The 15,082-nt window shown below is 46.6% G+C and carries 29 protein-coding genes; all 29 read right to left on the bottom strand.

What is annotated here, in order from left to right:
- Positions 1 to 15 precede the first annotated feature (15 nt).
- The 29 genes from rpsM to tuf all read right to left on the bottom strand — a co-directional run bounded on the left by rpsM (position 16) and on the right by tuf (position 15,058).
- Positions 16 to 384, bottom strand: a complete 369-nt coding sequence (gene rpsM, locus L6H98_RS30245) for a 30S ribosomal protein S13 (RefSeq protein ID WP_095293406.1) — start codon at positions 382 to 384, stop codon at positions 16 to 18.
- Between the two features lie 20 nt (positions 385 to 404).
- The gene (gene rpmJ, locus L6H98_RS30240) at positions 405 to 518 is read right to left on the bottom strand and encodes a 50S ribosomal protein L36 (protein ID WP_003333770.1); all 114 of its coding nucleotides are present in this window, start codon (positions 516 to 518) and stop codon (positions 405 to 407) included.
- A 151-nt stretch (positions 519 to 669) separates the two neighbouring features.
- Positions 670 to 885 carry a translation initiation factor IF-1 gene (gene infA / locus L6H98_RS30235; RefSeq protein ID WP_017692098.1) on the bottom strand — a complete coding sequence of 72 codons (216 nt, stop codon included), beginning with the start codon at positions 883 to 885 and terminating at the stop codon, positions 670 to 672.
- A 3-nt stretch (positions 886 to 888) separates the two neighbouring features.
- Positions 889 to 1,197: a KOW domain-containing RNA-binding protein gene (locus L6H98_RS30230; protein ID WP_236421417.1), complete on the bottom strand. Its 309-nt coding sequence runs from the start codon at positions 1,195 to 1,197 to the stop codon at positions 889 to 891.
- 10 nt (positions 1,198 to 1,207) lie between these two features.
- Positions 1,208 to 1,960, bottom strand: coding sequence for a type I methionyl aminopeptidase (map, locus tag L6H98_RS30225; protein ID WP_236421416.1), 753 nt, complete (start codon positions 1,958 to 1,960; stop codon positions 1,208 to 1,210).
- Between the two features lie 4 nt (positions 1,961 to 1,964).
- Positions 1,965 to 2,609 (bottom strand): adenylate kinase, encoded by a 645-nt coding sequence (locus L6H98_RS30220; RefSeq protein WP_236421415.1) that lies wholly within the window; start codon positions 2,607 to 2,609, stop codon positions 1,965 to 1,967.
- A gap of 91 nt (positions 2,610 to 2,700) precedes the next feature.
- Positions 2,701 to 3,999, bottom strand: a complete 1,299-nt coding sequence (gene secY, locus L6H98_RS30215) for a preprotein translocase subunit SecY (protein ID WP_236421414.1) — start codon at positions 3,997 to 3,999, stop codon at positions 2,701 to 2,703.
- Complete coding sequence (gene rplO, locus L6H98_RS30210; RefSeq protein WP_236421413.1) at positions 3,999 to 4,439, bottom strand: 50S ribosomal protein L15; 441 nt, start codon at positions 4,437 to 4,439, stop codon at positions 3,999 to 4,001. Before rplO ends, secY begins: the two co-directional genes overlap by 1 nt.
- A gap of 42 nt (positions 4,440 to 4,481) precedes the next feature.
- Positions 4,482 to 4,667 (bottom strand): 50S ribosomal protein L30, encoded by a 186-nt coding sequence (gene rpmD / locus L6H98_RS30205; protein WP_236421412.1) that lies wholly within the window; start codon positions 4,665 to 4,667, stop codon positions 4,482 to 4,484.
- A gap of 13 nt (positions 4,668 to 4,680) precedes the next feature.
- Positions 4,681 to 5,178 carry a 30S ribosomal protein S5 gene (gene rpsE, locus L6H98_RS30200; protein ID WP_236421431.1) on the bottom strand — a complete coding sequence of 166 codons (498 nt, stop codon included), beginning with the start codon at positions 5,176 to 5,178 and terminating at the stop codon, positions 4,681 to 4,683.
- A gap of 30 nt (positions 5,179 to 5,208) precedes the next feature.
- Positions 5,209 to 5,577 carry a 50S ribosomal protein L18 gene (gene rplR / locus L6H98_RS30195; protein WP_236421411.1) on the bottom strand — a complete coding sequence of 123 codons (369 nt, stop codon included), beginning with the start codon at positions 5,575 to 5,577 and terminating at the stop codon, positions 5,209 to 5,211.
- A gap of 117 nt (positions 5,578 to 5,694) precedes the next feature.
- Entirely contained in the window at positions 5,695 to 6,237 is a 543-nt protein-coding gene (gene rplF, locus L6H98_RS30190) for a 50S ribosomal protein L6 (protein WP_236421410.1), read from the bottom strand.
- Between the two features lie 30 nt (positions 6,238 to 6,267).
- Positions 6,268 to 6,666 (bottom strand): 30S ribosomal protein S8, encoded by a 399-nt coding sequence (gene rpsH / locus L6H98_RS30185; RefSeq protein WP_236421409.1) that lies wholly within the window; start codon positions 6,664 to 6,666, stop codon positions 6,268 to 6,270.
- 32 nt (positions 6,667 to 6,698) lie between these two features.
- On the bottom strand, positions 6,699 to 6,884 hold the full coding sequence (locus L6H98_RS30180; protein ID WP_013312154.1) for a type Z 30S ribosomal protein S14: 186 nt from the start codon (positions 6,882 to 6,884) through the stop codon (positions 6,699 to 6,701).
- Between the two features lie 72 nt (positions 6,885 to 6,956).
- Entirely contained in the window at positions 6,957 to 7,499 is a 543-nt protein-coding gene (rplE, locus tag L6H98_RS30175) for a 50S ribosomal protein L5 (RefSeq protein WP_236421408.1), read from the bottom strand.
- Between the two features lie 32 nt (positions 7,500 to 7,531).
- Positions 7,532 to 7,885: a 50S ribosomal protein L24 gene (gene rplX / locus L6H98_RS30170; protein ID WP_090924672.1), complete on the bottom strand. Its 354-nt coding sequence runs from the start codon at positions 7,883 to 7,885 to the stop codon at positions 7,532 to 7,534.
- 39 nt (positions 7,886 to 7,924) lie between these two features.
- On the bottom strand, positions 7,925 to 8,293 hold the full coding sequence (gene rplN / locus L6H98_RS30165) for a 50S ribosomal protein L14 (RefSeq protein ID WP_236421407.1): 369 nt from the start codon (positions 8,291 to 8,293) through the stop codon (positions 7,925 to 7,927).
- 35 nt (positions 8,294 to 8,328) lie between these two features.
- Positions 8,329 to 8,595 (bottom strand): 30S ribosomal protein S17, encoded by a 267-nt coding sequence (gene rpsQ, locus L6H98_RS30160; RefSeq protein WP_236421406.1) that lies wholly within the window; start codon positions 8,593 to 8,595, stop codon positions 8,329 to 8,331.
- 47 nt (positions 8,596 to 8,642) lie between these two features.
- A complete protein-coding gene (gene rpmC / locus L6H98_RS30155; RefSeq protein WP_236421405.1) occupies positions 8,643 to 8,840 on the bottom strand; it encodes a 50S ribosomal protein L29 in 198 nt (65 codons plus the stop codon).
- Complete coding sequence (rplP, locus tag L6H98_RS30150) at positions 8,827 to 9,264, bottom strand: 50S ribosomal protein L16 (protein WP_236421404.1); 438 nt, start codon at positions 9,262 to 9,264, stop codon at positions 8,827 to 8,829. Before rplP ends, rpmC begins: the two co-directional genes overlap by 14 nt.
- A gap of 2 nt (positions 9,265 to 9,266) precedes the next feature.
- The gene (rpsC, locus tag L6H98_RS30145) at positions 9,267 to 9,932 is read right to left on the bottom strand and encodes a 30S ribosomal protein S3 (protein ID WP_236421403.1); all 666 of its coding nucleotides are present in this window, start codon (positions 9,930 to 9,932) and stop codon (positions 9,267 to 9,269) included.
- Between the two features lie 15 nt (positions 9,933 to 9,947).
- Entirely contained in the window at positions 9,948 to 10,280 is a 333-nt protein-coding gene (gene rplV, locus L6H98_RS30140; RefSeq protein WP_236421402.1) for a 50S ribosomal protein L22, read from the bottom strand.
- Positions 10,281 to 10,316: 36 nt separating this feature from the next.
- Positions 10,317 to 10,595 carry a 30S ribosomal protein S19 gene (gene rpsS, locus L6H98_RS30135; protein ID WP_236421401.1) on the bottom strand — a complete coding sequence of 93 codons (279 nt, stop codon included), beginning with the start codon at positions 10,593 to 10,595 and terminating at the stop codon, positions 10,317 to 10,319.
- A 71-nt stretch (positions 10,596 to 10,666) separates the two neighbouring features.
- The gene (gene rplB, locus L6H98_RS30130; RefSeq protein WP_236421400.1) at positions 10,667 to 11,497 is read right to left on the bottom strand and encodes a 50S ribosomal protein L2; all 831 of its coding nucleotides are present in this window, start codon (positions 11,495 to 11,497) and stop codon (positions 10,667 to 10,669) included.
- Positions 11,498 to 11,528: 31 nt separating this feature from the next.
- Positions 11,529 to 11,819: a 50S ribosomal protein L23 gene (gene rplW, locus L6H98_RS30125; protein ID WP_236421399.1), complete on the bottom strand. Its 291-nt coding sequence runs from the start codon at positions 11,817 to 11,819 to the stop codon at positions 11,529 to 11,531.
- Positions 11,819 to 12,442: a 50S ribosomal protein L4 gene (gene rplD, locus L6H98_RS30120; RefSeq protein WP_236421398.1), complete on the bottom strand. Its 624-nt coding sequence runs from the start codon at positions 12,440 to 12,442 to the stop codon at positions 11,819 to 11,821. The genes rplW and rplD overlap by 1 nt, the downstream gene beginning before the upstream one ends.
- 25 nt (positions 12,443 to 12,467) lie before the next feature.
- Positions 12,468 to 13,091, bottom strand: a complete 624-nt coding sequence (rplC, locus tag L6H98_RS30115) for a 50S ribosomal protein L3 (RefSeq protein WP_236421397.1) — start codon at positions 13,089 to 13,091, stop codon at positions 12,468 to 12,470.
- A gap of 43 nt (positions 13,092 to 13,134) precedes the next feature.
- Complete coding sequence (gene rpsJ / locus L6H98_RS30110; protein ID WP_017692074.1) at positions 13,135 to 13,443, bottom strand: 30S ribosomal protein S10; 309 nt, start codon at positions 13,441 to 13,443, stop codon at positions 13,135 to 13,137.
- Positions 13,444 to 13,867: 424 nt separating this feature from the next.
- On the bottom strand, positions 13,868 to 15,058 hold the full coding sequence (tuf, locus tag L6H98_RS30105; RefSeq protein WP_236421396.1) for an elongation factor Tu: 1,191 nt from the start codon (positions 15,056 to 15,058) through the stop codon (positions 13,868 to 13,870).
- Between the last annotated feature and the right edge of the window lie 24 nt (positions 15,059 to 15,082).

The following is a 15,082-nucleotide window of genomic DNA, read 5'->3' as shown; positions in this document are numbered from 1 at the left end:
TCTTATCCCCCCTTATTATTTCTTCTTGTTCGCTACAGTACGACGAGGACCTTTACGAGTACGGGCATTCGTTTTCGTACGTTGTCCGCGAACAGGCAGACCACGACGATGACGAACTCCACGGTAACATCCGATCTCCGTCAAACGTTTAATATTCAAAGAGATTTCACGACGCAGGTCACCTTCTACTTTGACCTCTTTGTCGATACTTTCACGCAATTTGCTGACTTCATCTTCCGTCAAATCACGAACACGAGTGTCCGGATTGATGCCTGTAGAGCTCAGAATTTTCTGGGAAGTCGTTTTACCGATTCCGAAAATATAAGTCAAGGCGATCTCAACGCGCTTATCACGTGGCAAATCCACACCAGCTATACGTGCCATTTTACGCTACACCCCCTTCATTAACCTTGTTTTTGTTTGTGTTTCGGATTTTCACAGATAACCATTACATTCCCTTTGCGGCGAATGACTTTGCATTTTTCGCAAATCGGTTTGACCGAAGGTCTTACCTTCATGTGAATTACCTCCTCAAAGTTTTGCTTAGCAAAACTCTCTTCGTAAGCATTGACCTGGTTTTACCATTGTAAAACCGGCTTCGAAGCTTTCGCAAGTTTTGCCGGGCAAAACCCGCTCATAAGCTTCACAGTTCATTGCAACTGTCTACAACTATTTACGGTAAGTTATGCGACCTTTTGTCAAGTCATAAGGCGATAACTGTACAACCACTTTGTCTCCAGTCAGGATCCGGATGAAGTGCATCCGCAACTTGCCGGAAACGTGAGCGAGAATTTGGTGACCATTCTCAAGCTCAACCTTGAACGTCGCGTTCGGAAGCGGTTCAAGGACGGTACCTTCCACTTCAATGACATCTTCCTTGGCCATAATTCAGTCTCCTTTCTCTTCAGCTTGAATGTTGGTGGATTCCAGAAACGAATGCACCGCATAGCGCAGCTTTCCGTTCGTCACCCGCCCACTCTCGTTTAAACTGTTTACGACCTCGCTGCTAATCATCGGCTGGAGCTCCAGATGAAGAATATTTTTCTTCTTGGGCTGATCAAACTTACGTTTGTCTCCATCCGCAATATATACGAACCTGCTGTCCGCGATAGCAACAATTACTGCGGCTTGGTCCGCATTGCGGCCTTTACGGATCTTCACAAGTTGACCGAGCTGCGGAGTAGAGGTATTGTTCATGCCTTATCACCTACGCATTCAGTTTTGTGAAAATTTCCATGCCATCGGGCGTAACTGCCACGGTGTGTTCAAAGTGGGCGCATAATGAGCCATCTACTGTGACGACGGTCCAATTATCCTCCAATGTTCTCACATACCGTTTGCCTGCGTTAACCATCGGCTCAATGGCCAGCACCATGCCCGCTTTGAGCCGTGGTCCCCGATCAGGGAGACCGTAGTTCGGAATATCAGGATCTTCGTGCAGCTCTGCGCCTATGCCGTGACCGGTATATTCGCGAACGACTGAAAAGCCTGCATCCTCGATATATTTTTGAATCGCATGAGATATTGTAAACAAGCGAACGTCCGGTTTAACCAGCGCCAGACCTGCGTATAACGAAGCCTCGGTAACGTCCAGAAGACGCTCGGCTTCTTCGGAAATACGGCCGACTGGATAAGTCCAGGCAGAATCTCCATGATACCCCTGGTACTGCGCGCCAATGTCAAACGTAACGATATCGCCTTCGTTCAACTTGCGTTTGCCGGGAAATCCATGCACCAACTCTTCATTGACTGAAGCGCACACACTGGCAGGAAAACCGTTATAACCTTTGAAAGACGGCACAGCTCCTTGACTACGGATATATTGATCGGCCATACGGTCAAGTTCACCAGTCGTAATTCCGGGAGCGATATGCTCTGCCAGGAGCCGATGCGTTTCCGCAACAATCCTCCCTGCTTCCCTCATCAAGCCCAGTTCCGTTTCTGACTTACCAATGATCATTCAATTAACCCCGCAACAAGGACACGATTTCTTGAGAAACCTGTTCGATCTCTTGCTCTCCGTCAATTTGGCGAAGGAGATCCTTGTTCTCATAGAACGTGAGGAGTGGTGCTGTTTTGTTGATATATTCGTCAAGGCGTGTGCCTACGCTCTCCTCGTTATCATCCGAGCGTTGGTATAACTCGCCTCCGCATTTATCACAAATACCTTCCTGCTTAGGCGGATTAAACACGACATGATAGGTAGCTCCGCAATTTTTGCAAATCCGGCGTCCGGTAAGACGAGCCAGCAGCTTGTTGCGGTCTACTTTCAGATTGATGACATGATCCAGACCAGAGTTCAAACGTTCCAGAATGCCATCCAGCGCTTCTGCTTGGGAAAGGGTTCTTGGAAATCCATCCAAGAGAAAACCTTCCTTGCAATCAGGCTGCTGCAAACGTTCTTCAACGATGCCGATGGTCACATCATCCGGTACGAGCAAACCTTGATCCATGTATTCCTTGGCTTTCAGGCCAATGGGAGTTCCCTGTTTAATCGCGAGGCGAAATGCATCGCCTGTTGAGATATGGGGAATACCGAACTCTTTCACGATGACGTCTGCTTGCGTTCCTTTTCCTGCCCCCGGAGGGCCCATGAATAGGATGTTCACGTTATGTCACTCCCTCCAAGACTACCCTACATCAACAAACAGCACAATAGGTGCCGGGCAAGTAAATGTTAGCTTGACCGGTACCTATTGCCTATTTATTGATAAAACCTTTGTAGTGGCGTTTGATCAATTGGCTTTCGATTTGCTTCATCGTATCCAGCGCAACACCGACAACGATCAGGAGGGAAGTTCCTCCAATTTGCGCGGATTGAGGCAAACCAGAAAGTGCGCCCAAGATTACAGGCAGTACGGAAATGACAGCCAAGAAGATGGCTCCGGCCATTGTCAAACGAGTCATGACGCGGGTCAAATATTTCTCAGTTGCTTTCCCCGGGCGAATGCCTGGGATGTAACCGCCGTTCTTTTTCATGTTATCAGCCATCTGCTGCGGATTCATCTGTACGAAAGTATAGAAGAAGGTGAAACCAAAGATCATGACAACATACAATACCATACCGAGTGGTTTGTGCGTTGTCAGGTTGGCTCCGATCCATTGTGCCCAAGCACGGTCAGCCCAGAAGTTTGCGATGATCGTAGGGAACATCAGCAGTGACGAAGCAAAGATGACAGGAATTACACCAGCTGCATTAATCTTCAGCGGAATGTGAGTATTCTGTCCACCGTACATTTTGTTGCCTACAACACGTTTGGCATATTGAACCGGAATTTTCCGAATCGCCTGCTGAATGTAAATGACCCCCATGATAATCAATACAATCACGATTGCAATGATTACACCTTTCAGGATGTTCATAAACAATTGATCAGCTTGGATGAAATCGGACTCGATGGTTTGTTTGATAATGTTAGGCGCTGTTGCCAGGATACCTGCAAAGATCAAAATCGAAATCCCGTTTCCGATGCCCTTCTCGGTGATCTGCTCACCAAGCCACATCAGGAATGATGTACCCGCTGTAAGAACAATTGCGATCAGGATATAATCTGCAAAGGTTGCATTCGGTATCATTTGAGTATTGTACAAGCGATTGAATCCGATCGAAGTACCAAACGCTTGAATCAATGCCAAAGCTACCGTTAGGTAACGCGTAAGCTGTGCCGATTTTTTCTTACCCTGCTCGCCCTGCTTAGCCCATTCTGTCAATTTAGGAATGACGTCCATGGACAGCAGCTGCACGATAATCGATGCTGTAATGTAAGGTACGATCCCGAGTGCAAAAATCGAGAACTGGAACAGCGCTCCACCCGAGAACGTATTAAGCAGCCCAAAAATTTCCTTACCTGCAGAGTTTGTTGCTTCAAAAACTGCTTTGTCAACTCCCGGTACAGGAACGAACGATCCGATGCGATAAATGATCAGGACAAAAAGGGTAAATAATACCCTTTTGCGCAGATCTTCAACCCGCCAGATATTCTTTAGGGTCTTGAACATTAAATCACCTCGGTTTTACCGCCGGCAGCTTCAATTTTCTCCACCGCAGATTGAGAAAACTTGTTAGCTTTAACAGTCAACTGTACAGTGACTTCGCCGTTACCCAGAATTTTGATGCCGGACTTAGCGTTTTTAACAACGCCGTTTGTCAGCAGCAATTCTGGAGTTACTTCAGTACCCGCAGCAAAACTGTTCAGGTCTTCAATATTCACAACCGCATATTCTTTGCGAGTTGGGTTTACGAAACCGCGTTTTGGCAAGCGACGATACAATGGATTTTGTCCACCTTCGAAGCCCGGACGCACACCACCGCCGGAACGAGCGTTTTGTCCTTTGTGACCGCGACCTGATGTTTTACCCGTACCGCTACTTGGACCGCGACCTACGCGTTTGCGCTCTTTGCGGGATCCAGGAGCTGGGGAAAGCTCATGTAACTTCATCGTTCGTTGCACCTCCTTAAAGATTTGTGGGATTTACCCGTCTTAAGCCTCGATTTCTTTAACAGAAACCAGGTGGCTTACTTTGTTGATCATACCACGAATGGCAGGATTGTCGTTTTGAACCACTTTGCTGTTGATTTTGCGCAAGCCCAATGTTTTCACAGTTGTTCTTTGCGTCTCCGGACGTCCGATCAAGCTGCGGACGAGGGTAATTTCCAATTTAGCCATGAGATTCCCCTCCTTAACCCAGAAGCTCTTCGACGGATTTGCCGCGCAGTTTTGCAACATCTTCAGCACGTTTCAAACGGGACAAACCTTCCAAAGTCGCATTGACCATGTTCATGGAATTCGAAGAACCCAGAGATTTTGTCAAAATGTCGCCCACACCAGCCAGCTCGAGAACCGCACGAACCGGACCGCCGGCGATAACTCCAGTACCTTCAGCAGCTGGTTTCAACAGAACGCGTCCTGCGCCGAATTTACCAGTTACCAAGTGAGGAATCGAAGTTCCTACGAGTGGTACGTGGATCAGATTTTTCTTAGCATCTTCGATACCTTTGCGAATCGCGTCAGGTACTTCGCCTGCTTTACCGATACCAGCTCCAACCCAGCCATTGCCGTCACCGACAACAACCAGTGCGCTGAAGCTGAAACGACGTCCGCCTTTTACTACTTTAGCTACGCGATTAATATTTACAACTCTTTCAGTCAGTTCCAAAGTATTCGGATCTACACGCAACAAGTCGTTAACCTCCTTTTGAAAAATATCTTAAAACTCAAGTCCTGCTTCACGAGCCGCTTCAGCCAATGCTGCGATGCGACCATGGTACAGATAACCGCTACGGTCAAATACGATGTTCGATACACCTTTGTCTTTCGCACGTTTAGCGACGAGTTCGCCAACTTTACGAGCAGACTCAACAGATGCGCCGTTTTTGATGTCGCTGCTCAGTTCTTTGTCTACAGTAGACGCGGAAGCGATCGTTACACCAGCTACGTCATCGATGATTTGAGCGTAAATATGTTTACCAGAACGGAAAACGTTCAAACGAGGACGCGCTGCCGTTCCTTGGATTTTCTTACGAACGCGCAGATGTCTTTTCAGACGTGCCTTGTTTTTATCCTGTTTCGTAATCATCTCTGGATTTCACTCCTTTCAGGTTACCTCGCAGGCTTCAGAGATGAAGCCACGGGGTATATTAGATACACGAGAAGCAAGCAAGCCGAAAGCCGCGCAAAGGCGGTAAGAGAAATCTTATTTCTTCTTACCGGCTTTACCTTCCTTACGGATGATACGCTCGCCTTCATATTTAATACCTTTACCTTTGTACGGCTCAGGTTCACGAACGGAACGGATTTTAGCAGCGTAAGCACCTACGCGCTCTTTGTCGATCCCGCGAACGATGATTTTCGTATTCGAAGGAACTTCGAATTCGATTCCCGCTTCCGGAGTGATTTCAACCGGGTGGGAGTATCCAACGTTCAGTACGATTTTATCTCCGGATTTGCTTGCACGATATCCGACCCCAACCAGTTCCAGAGATTTTGCGAAACCTTCAGTTACGCCACTCACCATGTTGTTTACAACGCTACGCGTAGTTCCGTGCAGGGAACGGTGAGTTTTGTTGTCGGAAGGACGCACAACTGTAATTTCGTTGTTTTCAACTGTGACCTTCATGTCTTTGTGAAGTTCACGAGTCAACGTTCCTTTTGGACCTTTAACCGTAATAACGGAGTTTTCCAAAGTGATGTCTACACCACTTGGTACAGTGATTGGTTTGCGACCAATACGGGACATATGTTGCACCTCCTATCTTGTGACGTTATATTACCAAACGTAGCATACGACTTCGCCGCCGGCTTTTGCTTGACGAGCTTCTTTGTCCGTCATAACACCTTTGGATGTCGAGATGATCGCGATTCCGAGACCGCCGAGTACGCGAGGTACTTCGTTGCTCTTCGTGTAAACACGAAGACCTGGTTTACTGATTCTTTTCAGACCAGAGATAACGCGCTCGTTGTTTTGTCCGTATTTCAGGAAAACACGGATAATCCCTTGTTTGTTATCATCGATATATTCTGCATCACGGATGAAACCTTCACGCTTCAGAATGTCAGCGATTTGTTTTTTCATCGTCGAAGCAGGCATTTCTACCGTTTCGTGACGAACCGTGTTCGCGTTACGAATACGAGTAAGCATATCTGCAATTGGATCAGACATAGTCATTGTGAGTTAACCTCCTTCCCGTTCAGAACTTTTTACCAGCTTGCTTTTTTCACGCCAGGAATCTGGCCTTTATAAGCTAATTCACGGAAGCAAATTCTGCAAATTTTGAACTTCTGCAGCACCGAGTGTGGACGTCCGCAACGCTCACAGCGTGTATAAGCACGTACTTTGAACTTAGGTGTGCGTTGTTGTTTAACTTTCATCGAAGTTTTTGCCACTTAGCCTGACACCTCCTAAATAATTTCGGAGAAAAGGGAGTCTTTCCAGACACCCGGAAACGTTACGTCAACTTATTTTACGAAAGGCATTCCCAGTTGCGTAAGCAACTCGCGGGACTCTTCGTCAGTTTTTGCAGTAGTTACGATAACAATGTCCATACCGCGAACTTTGTCTACTTTATCGTACTCGATCTCTGGGAAGATCAATTGCTCTTTCAGACCCAGAGTGTAGTTACCACGGCCGTCAAACGCTTTGCTGGACACACCGCGGAAGTCGCGGACGCGTGGCAAAGTTACGTTGAACAATTTATCGAGGAAGTAGTACATACGCTCACCGCGCAGCGTTACTTTCACACCGATTGGCATGTTCTCACGCAGTTTGAAACCTGCGATGGATTTTTTCGCACGAGTGATTACAGGTTTTTGACCTGCGATCAGCTGCAAATCGTTTACAGCCGAATCCAACACTTTGGAGTTTTGGACTGCATCGCCCACACCCATGTTGATTACAACTTTCTCGATTTTCGGCACTTGCATTACCGTCGTATAGTTAAACTTCTGCACCAAAGCAGGAGTGATTTCGTTCAGGTAACGTTCTTTCATTCTTGATGCCATGAATCATAGCCCTCCTTTCTTGATCGGTTCGATTAGTCGATGATTTCTCCGGAACGTTTTGCAACGCGAACTTTTTTACCGTTATCCAATACTTTGTAACCGATACGGGTTACTTTTCCGCTCTTTGGATCGATATGCATCACGTTGGAAACATGAATCGGAGCTTCTTTCTCGATGATGCCGCCTTGCGGGTTTTGTTGGTTAGGCTTCTGGTGTTTTTTCACCATGTTCACACCTTCCACAAGGACGCGGTTCTCACGAGGATAAGCAGCGATGACACGGCCTTTTTTGCCTTTGTCTTTACCGCTGATCACCATAACTGTGTCTTCCTTTTTCACGTGAAGTTTGTTGTTATGGGATTCCAGAACTTTTTTCACTCTTGGCATTTCGTACACCTCCTGTTTCTCACATCACGAGCTAAGCTATTAGATAACTTCTGGAGCCAAGGAAACGATTTTCATGAAATCCTTCTCGCGAAGTTCACGAGCAACAGGTCCGAAAATACGTGTTCCGCGCGGGCTTCTGTCTTCTTTGACAACAACCGCTGCGTTTTCGTCAAACCCGATGTAGGAACCGTCTTTACGACGTACAGAACGTTTCGTACGAACGACAACCGCTCTTACTACATCACCCTTTTTGACAACGCCGCCTGGTGTTGCTTGTTTTACAGAGCAAACGATCAGATCGCCGATTTGAGCTGTACGACGTCCCGTACCACCCAGTACACGGATACACATCAGTTCCTTCGCACCAGAGTTGTCGGCTACAGCCAAACGTGTAAATGGTTGAATCATTTAGTTTTCCTCCTTTCAGCTATGCTGCCGAGTCATTAGATGATAACCGCTTTTTCAACGACATCAACCAGTCTCCAGCGTTTATCTTTCGAAAGCGGACGAGTTTCCATGATTTTCACGGTGTCACCGATTTTCGCAGTGTTTTCTTCGTCATGCGCTTTGAATTTTTTTGTGTATTTAATGCGTTTATGGTACAAGTCGTGTTTTTTGTAAGTTTCTACAGCAACAACGATTGTTTTGTCCATTTTGTCACTAACCACTTTACCGATTTGCACTTTACGTGCGTTACGTTCTTCGCTCATTGTTGGCCTCCTTCCTGATCACGGACGGAATATCCATCCGGTCGATATTAACCGATTCCCAGTTCTCTTTCACGGATAATGGTTTTAGCACGAGCTATTTCTTTCCGCACATCACGGATACGAGTCGGGTTATCCAGCTGACCGGTAGCAAGTTGAAAGCGCAGATTAAAGAGTTCTTCTTTAAATCCGGCAATCTTTTGCTCGATTTCAGCAGAGGTTAGGTTGCGAAATTCAGTTGCTTTCATTTGCTTCACCACCCACTTCTTCACGTTTCACAAACTTCGTTTTGATCGGCAGTTTGTGAGCAGCCAGACGCATTGCTTCACGAGCAACTTCTTCTGGTACGCCAGCAAGTTCGAACATGATCTTGCCTGGTTTCACAATTGCTACCCATTTTTCTACGTTACCTTTACCGCTACCCATACGAACCTCGAGAGGCTTTTGAGTGATCGGTTTATCAGGGAAAATTTTGATCCATACTTTACCGCCACGTTTGATATAACGAGTCATCGCGATACGAGCCGCTTCGATCTGACGGTTAGTAATCCAAGCTGGTTCCGTTGCTTGCAGACCGTATTCGCCGAAGTTCAGCGTAGTTCCGCCTTTAGCTTGGCCTTTCATGTGACCGCGTTGTTGCTTACGGTGTTTTACACGTTTTGGTACCAACATGATTAGTTGCCTCCTTCCTTAGCAGCTTGTTTCTTAGCCGTAGGAAGAACCTCTCCACGATAGATCCATACTTTTACGCCCAGACGACCGTAAGTAGTATGAGCTTCAGCTGTACCGTAGTCGATGTCGGCACGAAGCGTATGCAGTGGAACAGTTCCTTCGCTGTAGCCTTCCGAACGTGCGATCTCAGCACCGCCAAGACGTCCGCCCACTTGAGTTTTGATCCCTTTAGCACCGGAGCGCATAGTTCTTTGAATTGCTTGTTTCAGAGCACGACGGAAAGAAACACGGCGTTCCAGTTGTTGTGCAATGCTTTCAGCAACGAGGACCGCGTCCAGGTCTTGGTTTTTGATTTCAGAGATGTTGATGTGAACTTTTTTGCCACCTGCGATTTTGGTGATTTGACCACGCAGATTTTCAACTTCCGAACCACCTTTACCGATAACCATACCTGGTTTCGCGGTGTGGATTGTTACGTTCACACGGTTTGCCGCTCTCTCGATTTCGATGCGAGATACAGCGGAGTCTTTCAGTTTATTTTTAAGGAATTCACGAATCTTCACGTCTTCCAACAAGAGATCACCGAAGTCCTTGCCTGCATACCATTTCGATTCCCAGTCACGAATAATACCGACACGAAGTCCGACTGGATTTACCTTTTGGCCCACACGTTTTCCCTCCTTCTATTTTTCAGATACCACCAAAGTGATGTGGCTAGTACGTTTGTTAATACGACTTGCACGTCCCATTGCACGAGGGCGGAAACGTTTCATTGTCGGTCCTTGGTTTACGAACACTTGAGAAACAACCAAGTTATTAACATCCATAGAGTAGTTGTGTTCCGCATTCGCAATCGCCGAGTTGAGCAATTTCTCAACAACCGGAGAAGCGGATTTCGGAGTATGGCGAAGAATGGCAACCGCCTCACCAACTTGCTTGCCGCGAATCAAGTCAACAACGAGTTGAACTTTACGAGGAGCAATGCGGATAAACTTAGCATGTGCTTTTGCTTCCATTGTGTAACCTCCTCTCAAACGTTAGAGATAATCAATTTATCTTCTTGTTTTCTTATCGTCATCTGTATGGCCTTTGTACGTACGGGTTGGAGCGAACTCACCCAGTTTGTGTCCGACCATATCCTCAGTAACATAAACCGGCACGTGTTTACGACCATCGTAAACGCCAAATGTATGTCCGATGAATTGCGGGAAAATTGTAGAACGACGGGACCACGTTTTGATGACAAGTTTCTTGCCGGAAGCGTCCATGTCTTCTACTTTTTTGAGCAGGTAGCCATCAATAAAAGGCCCTTTTTTCAAACTGCGACTCATGGTAAAATCCTCCCTTCAACCGTTGCTATTATGCATCCGTAGATGCCTCACGAAGTTATGCACAGTGTGTATTACTTCGTGCGGCGACGGATGATGTATTTATCAGAAGCTTTGTTTTTCTTACGCGTTTTGTAACCAAGAGTTGGTTTACCCCATGGAGACATAGGCGATTTACGTCCGATTGGAGCGCGGCCTTCACCACCACCGTGAGGGTGATCGTTAGGGTTCATTACTACCCCGCGAACTTCAGGACGTTGACCCAACCAACGGCTACGACCGGCTTTACCGATTTTCACGAGCTCGTGGTCTTCGTTACCTACGGAACCGATTGTTGCACGGCAAACTTTCAGAATACGGCGAACTTCTCCGGAAGAGAGACGAACGGAAACGTATTTTTCTTCTTTACCGAGCAATTGAGCTTCTGTACCAGCAGCACGAACCAACTGTCCGCCTTTACCTGGTTTCAACTCGATGTTGTGGATAACGGTACCTACTGGAATGTTTTCCAATGGGAGCGCGTTACCGATTTTAATGTCGGCTTCTGGTCCAGAGAACACTTGATCGCCAACTTTCAGACCTTTAGGCGCGATGATGTAACGTTTCTCACCATCTGCATAGTGGATCAGGGCGATGTTCGAAGTACGGTTTGGATCGTACTCGATTGTAGCAACGCGGCCCGGTATTCCATCTTTGGTCCGTTTGAAGTCAATGATACGGTATTTACGTTTGTGTCCACCACCGTGGTGACGAACCGTAATTTTACCTTGGTTGTTGCGGCCTGCCTTTTTACTCAAAGGAGCGAGCAACGATTTCTCCGGCTGATTTGTGGTGATTTCCTCAAATGTCGATACGGACATATTCCGTCTTGCCGGGGATGTCGGTTTATACTTTTTGATTGGCACGAGTTTTCCCTCCTTACTTTAGCAAGATCAATTAAACAGTTTCAAAGAACTCAAGCGATTTGCTGTCCGAAGTCAGCGTAACGAACGCTTTTTTCCACTCGGAAGTGTAACCACTGTAACGGCCATAGCGTTTTGGTTTCGCCGGAACACGAAGAGTGTTCACGTTTTTCACTTTCACGCCAAAGATCGCTTCTACAGCTTTTTTAACCTCGGTTTTGTTTGCACGGATATCGACTTCAAATACATATTTCAAGTCGTTCATCATGTCAGCAGTACGTTCCGTAATAATCGGACGTTTGATAATATCACGAGGATCCTTCATTACGCGAGCACCTCCTCTACCTTCTGAACTGCTTCCTTCGTAATGATCAGTTTGTCGTGCGCGAGCACGTCAAGAACATTAATGCCGTCAGCTGCAACGAATTTCACGCCTGGAATATTCCGTGCGGAAAGTGCAACATTATCATCGAAGCTAGGAGCTACGATCAAAGCTTTGCGGTCAACATTCAGTTTGCTCAGAATGTTAACAAATTCTTTGGTTTTTGGCGTGCTCAGTGCAAGAGCGTCCAATACGATAATGTCTTTGTCGACAACTTTGGAAGAAAGAGCCGATTTGATCGCCAAACGACGAACTTTTTTAGGCAGTTTGAACGCATAGCTCCGAGGAGTCGGACCAAATACGATACCGCCGCCTTTCCATTGTGGAGAACGAATCGAACCTTGACGAGCGCGACCTGTACCTTTTTGTTTCCAAGGCTTACGTCCACCGCCACGGACTTCGGAACGTCCTTTTACTTTGTGAGTACCCGCACGCAGGGAAGCGCGTTGCAGCAATACTGCATCGTGAAGAACATGCACGTTCGGCTCGATACCGAATACTGCATCATTCAATTCTACTTCGCCAACTTGGCTACCTTCAACATTGTAAACTGCTACTTTTGGCATTTCGTGTTCCTCCTTTCTTTAGTGGTTATTTTTTCACCGTTTCTTTAACATTCACGAAGCTGTTTTTAGGTCCTGGGATGGAGCCTTTAACGAGCAGAACGTTACGCTCAGCGTCGACTTTAACAACTTCAAGACGTTGGATCGTTACTGTTTCATGACCCATGTGTCCTGGCAAGTGTTTGCCTTTAGGAACGCGGTTCGCTTGGATGGAACCCATGGAACCCGGACCACGGTGGTAACGCGAACCGTGAGACATAGGACCAGTGCTTTGTCCCCAACGTTTGATTACGCCGGCAAAACCTTTACCTTTGGAAATACCCGTTACGTCAACAAACTCGCCTTCTGCGAAAATATCAGCCTTCAACTCTTGGCCAACTTCATAATCCGCAAGGTTGATTCCGCGAAGTTCACGAACGTAGCGCTTAGGGGCAGTGTTCGCTTTTTTGGCGTGCCCTGCTTCTGGCTTGTTAGCATTTTTCTCTTTCTTATCAGCATAGCCGATTTGAATTGCTTCGTAGCCATCATTCTCAAGATCTTTCTTTTGCAAAACAACACAAGGTCCTGCTTCGATAACTGTTACAGGAATAACATTACCTTCAGCCGTAAACACTTGAGTCATTCCAAGTTTTTTTCCTAAGATACCTTTCATGTTGACACCTCTTTTCCTTTGTACATGAGATTTATTTCATCTATTACAGTTTGATTTCGATATCTACACCGGACGGCAGATCCAAGCGCATCAAGGCATCCACAGTTTGTGGAGTCGGGTTAACGATGTCGATCAAACGTTTATGTGTACGCTGCTCGAACTGTTCCCGAGAATCCTTGTACTTGTGCACCGCACGAAGAATAGTAATGATTTGTTTTTCAGTCGGAAGCGGAATCGGACCGGATACACCAGCACCGGAACGTTTTGCTGTTTCAACAATTTTCTCCGCGGATTGATCAAGAATTCTGTGGTCGTAAGCTTTCAAACGAATACGAATTTTTTGCTTTGCCATTTTAGTCCCTCCTTCTATCGCCCAATTTGGTATCGGACATACTCCGTGAAAATTTTCCGACCACCCTCCCATGGCAAAGGGGCCGGGTGTGTCAGTAACCTCTCACATCATCGCAACGTCTCAGAACAACATTCATTATTATACAGAAAAGATAGGCGTATTGCAAGCATATTTAAGAAATACATTTAAAAGAATAATTCTTTGCAGAAACAACTCATTCAAATGTTCATTTGCTATGCCTGTTGCCTTTACCGTTTCTTCTCGTCAATGTTTGCTGTTATTCCCTGACGCCCGTTCCGATTCATAAAACAAAAGAGTTCTTTACCCGATATCGGATAAAGAACTCTTTTCCGAAGCTTCGTTCCAGTACAGCGTTACTCGTTCCAGTACAATGTTACTTATAATCATTCAGCAAGAAGCCGAATTATTTTTGGATTGTTGCTACCGCACCGGCACCAACTGTACGGCCACCTTCGCGGATCGCGAAGCGAGTACCTTCTTCGATCGCGATTGGAGCGATCAGTTGTACAGTTACTGTGATGTTGTCGCCTGGCATTACCATTTCAGTACCTTCTGGCAGGTTGATGATACCTGTTACGTCAGTTGTACGGAAATAGAATTGTGGACGATATCCTGTGAAGAAAGGTTTGTGACGTCCACCCTCTTCTTTAGTCAGGACGTAAACTTGAGCTGTGAACTCAGTGTGTGGCTTAACGGAAGCCGGCTTGGACAATACTTGTCCGCGCTCGATTTGAGTACGGTCAACACCACGCAGCAATGCGCCGATGTTGTCACCCGCTTGAGCGGAATCCAGCAATTTACGGAACATTTCAACGCCCGTAACGACGGATTTTTTAGTTTCTTCGTGGATACCAACGATTTCAACCTCGTCGCCGACTTTAACTGTACCACGCTCTACGCGGCCAGTAGCAACTGTACCACGACCAGTGATGGAGAATACGTCCTCGACTGGCATCAAGAATGGTTTTTCAGTGTCGCGCTCTGGAGTTGGGATGTAAGTATCGATTTCTTTGAACATCTCAACGATTTTTTCAGCCCAAGGACCTTCTGGGTTTTGCAGAGCTTCACGAGCGGAACCGCGAGTGATTGGAGTGTCATCGCCTGGGAACTCATATTCGTTCAACAGGTCGCGAACTTCCATTTCAACCAGTTCAAGCAACTCTTCGTCTTCAACCATGTCGCATTTGTTCAAGAATACGACGATGTAAGGAACGCCTACTTGGCGGGACAACAGGATGTGTTCGCGAGTTTGTGGCATTGGGCCGTCAGCTGCGGATACAACCAGAATCGCTCCGTCCATTTGAGCCGCGCCAGTGATCATGTTTTTAACATAGTCGGCGTGACCTGGGCAGTCAACGTGAGCGTAGTGACGAGCGTCAGTTTCGTACTCAACGTGTGCTGTGGAGATTGTGATACCGCGTTCGCGCTCTTCTGGAGCTTTGTCGATTTGATCAAAAGCGATCGCTGCGCCACCGTAAGTTTTGGACAATACAGTAGTGATTGCAGCAGTCAGAGTTGTTTTACCATGGTCAACGTGACCGATAGTACCAATGTTAACGTGTGGTTTATTACGTTCGAATTTAGCCTTTGCCATTTGAACGTGGCCTCCTTATAATAA

The sequence above is a fragment of the Paenibacillus sp. JJ-223 genome (assembly GCF_927798175.1).
GTDB lineage: Bacteria > Bacillota > Bacilli > Paenibacillales > Paenibacillaceae > Paenibacillus > Paenibacillus hubeiensis.
This window is presented reverse-complemented; position numbering and strand designations above follow the sequence as displayed.

What these genes read in the sequence shown, in the direction of transcription:
- rpsM (WP_095293406.1), bottom strand. Translation starts at nt 384, where the DNA reads ATGGCACGTATAGCTGGTGTGGATTTGCCACGTGATAAGCGCGTTGAG.
- rpmJ (WP_003333770.1), bottom strand. Translation starts at nt 518, where the DNA reads ATGAAGGTAAGACCTTCGGTCAAACCGATTTGCGAAAAATGCAAAGTC.
- infA (WP_017692098.1), bottom strand. Translation starts at nt 885, where the DNA reads ATGGCCAAGGAAGATGTCATTGAAGTGGAAGGTACCGTCCTTGAACCG.
- L6H98_RS30230 (WP_236421417.1), bottom strand. Translation starts at nt 1,197, where the DNA reads ATGAACAATACCTCTACTCCGCAGCTCGGTCAACTTGTGAAGATCCGT.
- map (WP_236421416.1), bottom strand. Translation starts at nt 1,960, where the DNA reads ATGATCATTGGTAAGTCAGAAACGGAACTGGGCTTGATGAGGGAAGCA.
- secY (WP_236421414.1), bottom strand. Translation starts at nt 3,999, where the DNA reads ATGTTCAAGACCCTAAAGAATATCTGGCGGGTTGAAGATCTGCGCAAA.
- rplO (WP_236421413.1), bottom strand. Translation starts at nt 4,439, where the DNA reads ATGAAGTTACATGAGCTTTCCCCAGCTCCTGGATCCCGCAAAGAGCGC.
- rpmD (WP_236421412.1), bottom strand. Translation starts at nt 4,667, where the DNA reads ATGGCTAAATTGGAAATTACCCTCGTCCGCAGCTTGATCGGACGTCCG.
- rplR (WP_236421411.1), bottom strand. Translation starts at nt 5,577, where the DNA reads ATGATTACGAAACAGGATAAAAACAAGGCACGTCTGAAAAGACATCTG.
- rplF (WP_236421410.1), bottom strand. Translation starts at nt 6,237, where the DNA reads ATGTCCCGTATTGGTCGCAAACCAATCACTGTACCAAGTGGTGTAGAC.
- rpsH (WP_236421409.1), bottom strand. Translation starts at nt 6,666, where the DNA reads ATGACTATGTCTGATCCAATTGCAGATATGCTTACTCGTATTCGTAAC.
- rplE (WP_236421408.1), bottom strand. Translation starts at nt 7,499, where the DNA reads ATGGCATCAAGAATGAAAGAACGTTACCTGAACGAAATCACTCCTGCT.
- rplX (WP_090924672.1), bottom strand. Translation starts at nt 7,885, where the DNA reads ATGCCAAGAGTGAAAAAAGTTCTGGAATCCCATAACAACAAACTTCAC.
- rplN (WP_236421407.1), bottom strand. Translation starts at nt 8,293, where the DNA reads ATGATTCAACCATTTACACGTTTGGCTGTAGCCGACAACTCTGGTGCG.
- rpsQ (WP_236421406.1), bottom strand. Translation starts at nt 8,595, where the DNA reads ATGAGCGAAGAACGTAACGCACGTAAAGTGCAAATCGGTAAAGTGGTT.
- rpmC (WP_236421405.1), bottom strand. Translation starts at nt 8,840, where the DNA reads ATGAAAGCAACTGAATTTCGCAACCTAACCTCTGCTGAAATCGAGCAA.
- rplP (WP_236421404.1), bottom strand. Translation starts at nt 9,264, where the DNA reads ATGTTGGTACCAAAACGTGTAAAACACCGTAAGCAACAACGCGGTCAC.
- rplV (WP_236421402.1), bottom strand. Translation starts at nt 10,280, where the DNA reads ATGGAAGCAAAAGCACATGCTAAGTTTATCCGCATTGCTCCTCGTAAA.
- rpsS (WP_236421401.1), bottom strand. Translation starts at nt 10,595, where the DNA reads ATGAGTCGCAGTTTGAAAAAAGGGCCTTTTATTGATGGCTACCTGCTC.
- rplW (WP_236421399.1), bottom strand. Translation starts at nt 11,819, where the DNA reads ATGAAGGATCCTCGTGATATTATCAAACGTCCGATTATTACGGAACGT.
- rplD (WP_236421398.1), bottom strand. Translation starts at nt 12,442, where the DNA reads ATGCCAAAAGTAGCAGTTTACAATGTTGAAGGTAGCCAAGTTGGCGAA.
- rplC (WP_236421397.1), bottom strand. Translation starts at nt 13,091, where the DNA reads ATGAAAGGTATCTTAGGAAAAAAACTTGGAATGACTCAAGTGTTTACG.
- rpsJ (WP_017692074.1), bottom strand. Translation starts at nt 13,443, where the DNA reads ATGGCAAAGCAAAAAATTCGTATTCGTTTGAAAGCTTACGACCACAGA.
- tuf (WP_236421396.1), bottom strand. Translation starts at nt 15,058, where the DNA reads ATGGCAAAGGCTAAATTCGAACGTAATAAACCACACGTTAACATTGGT.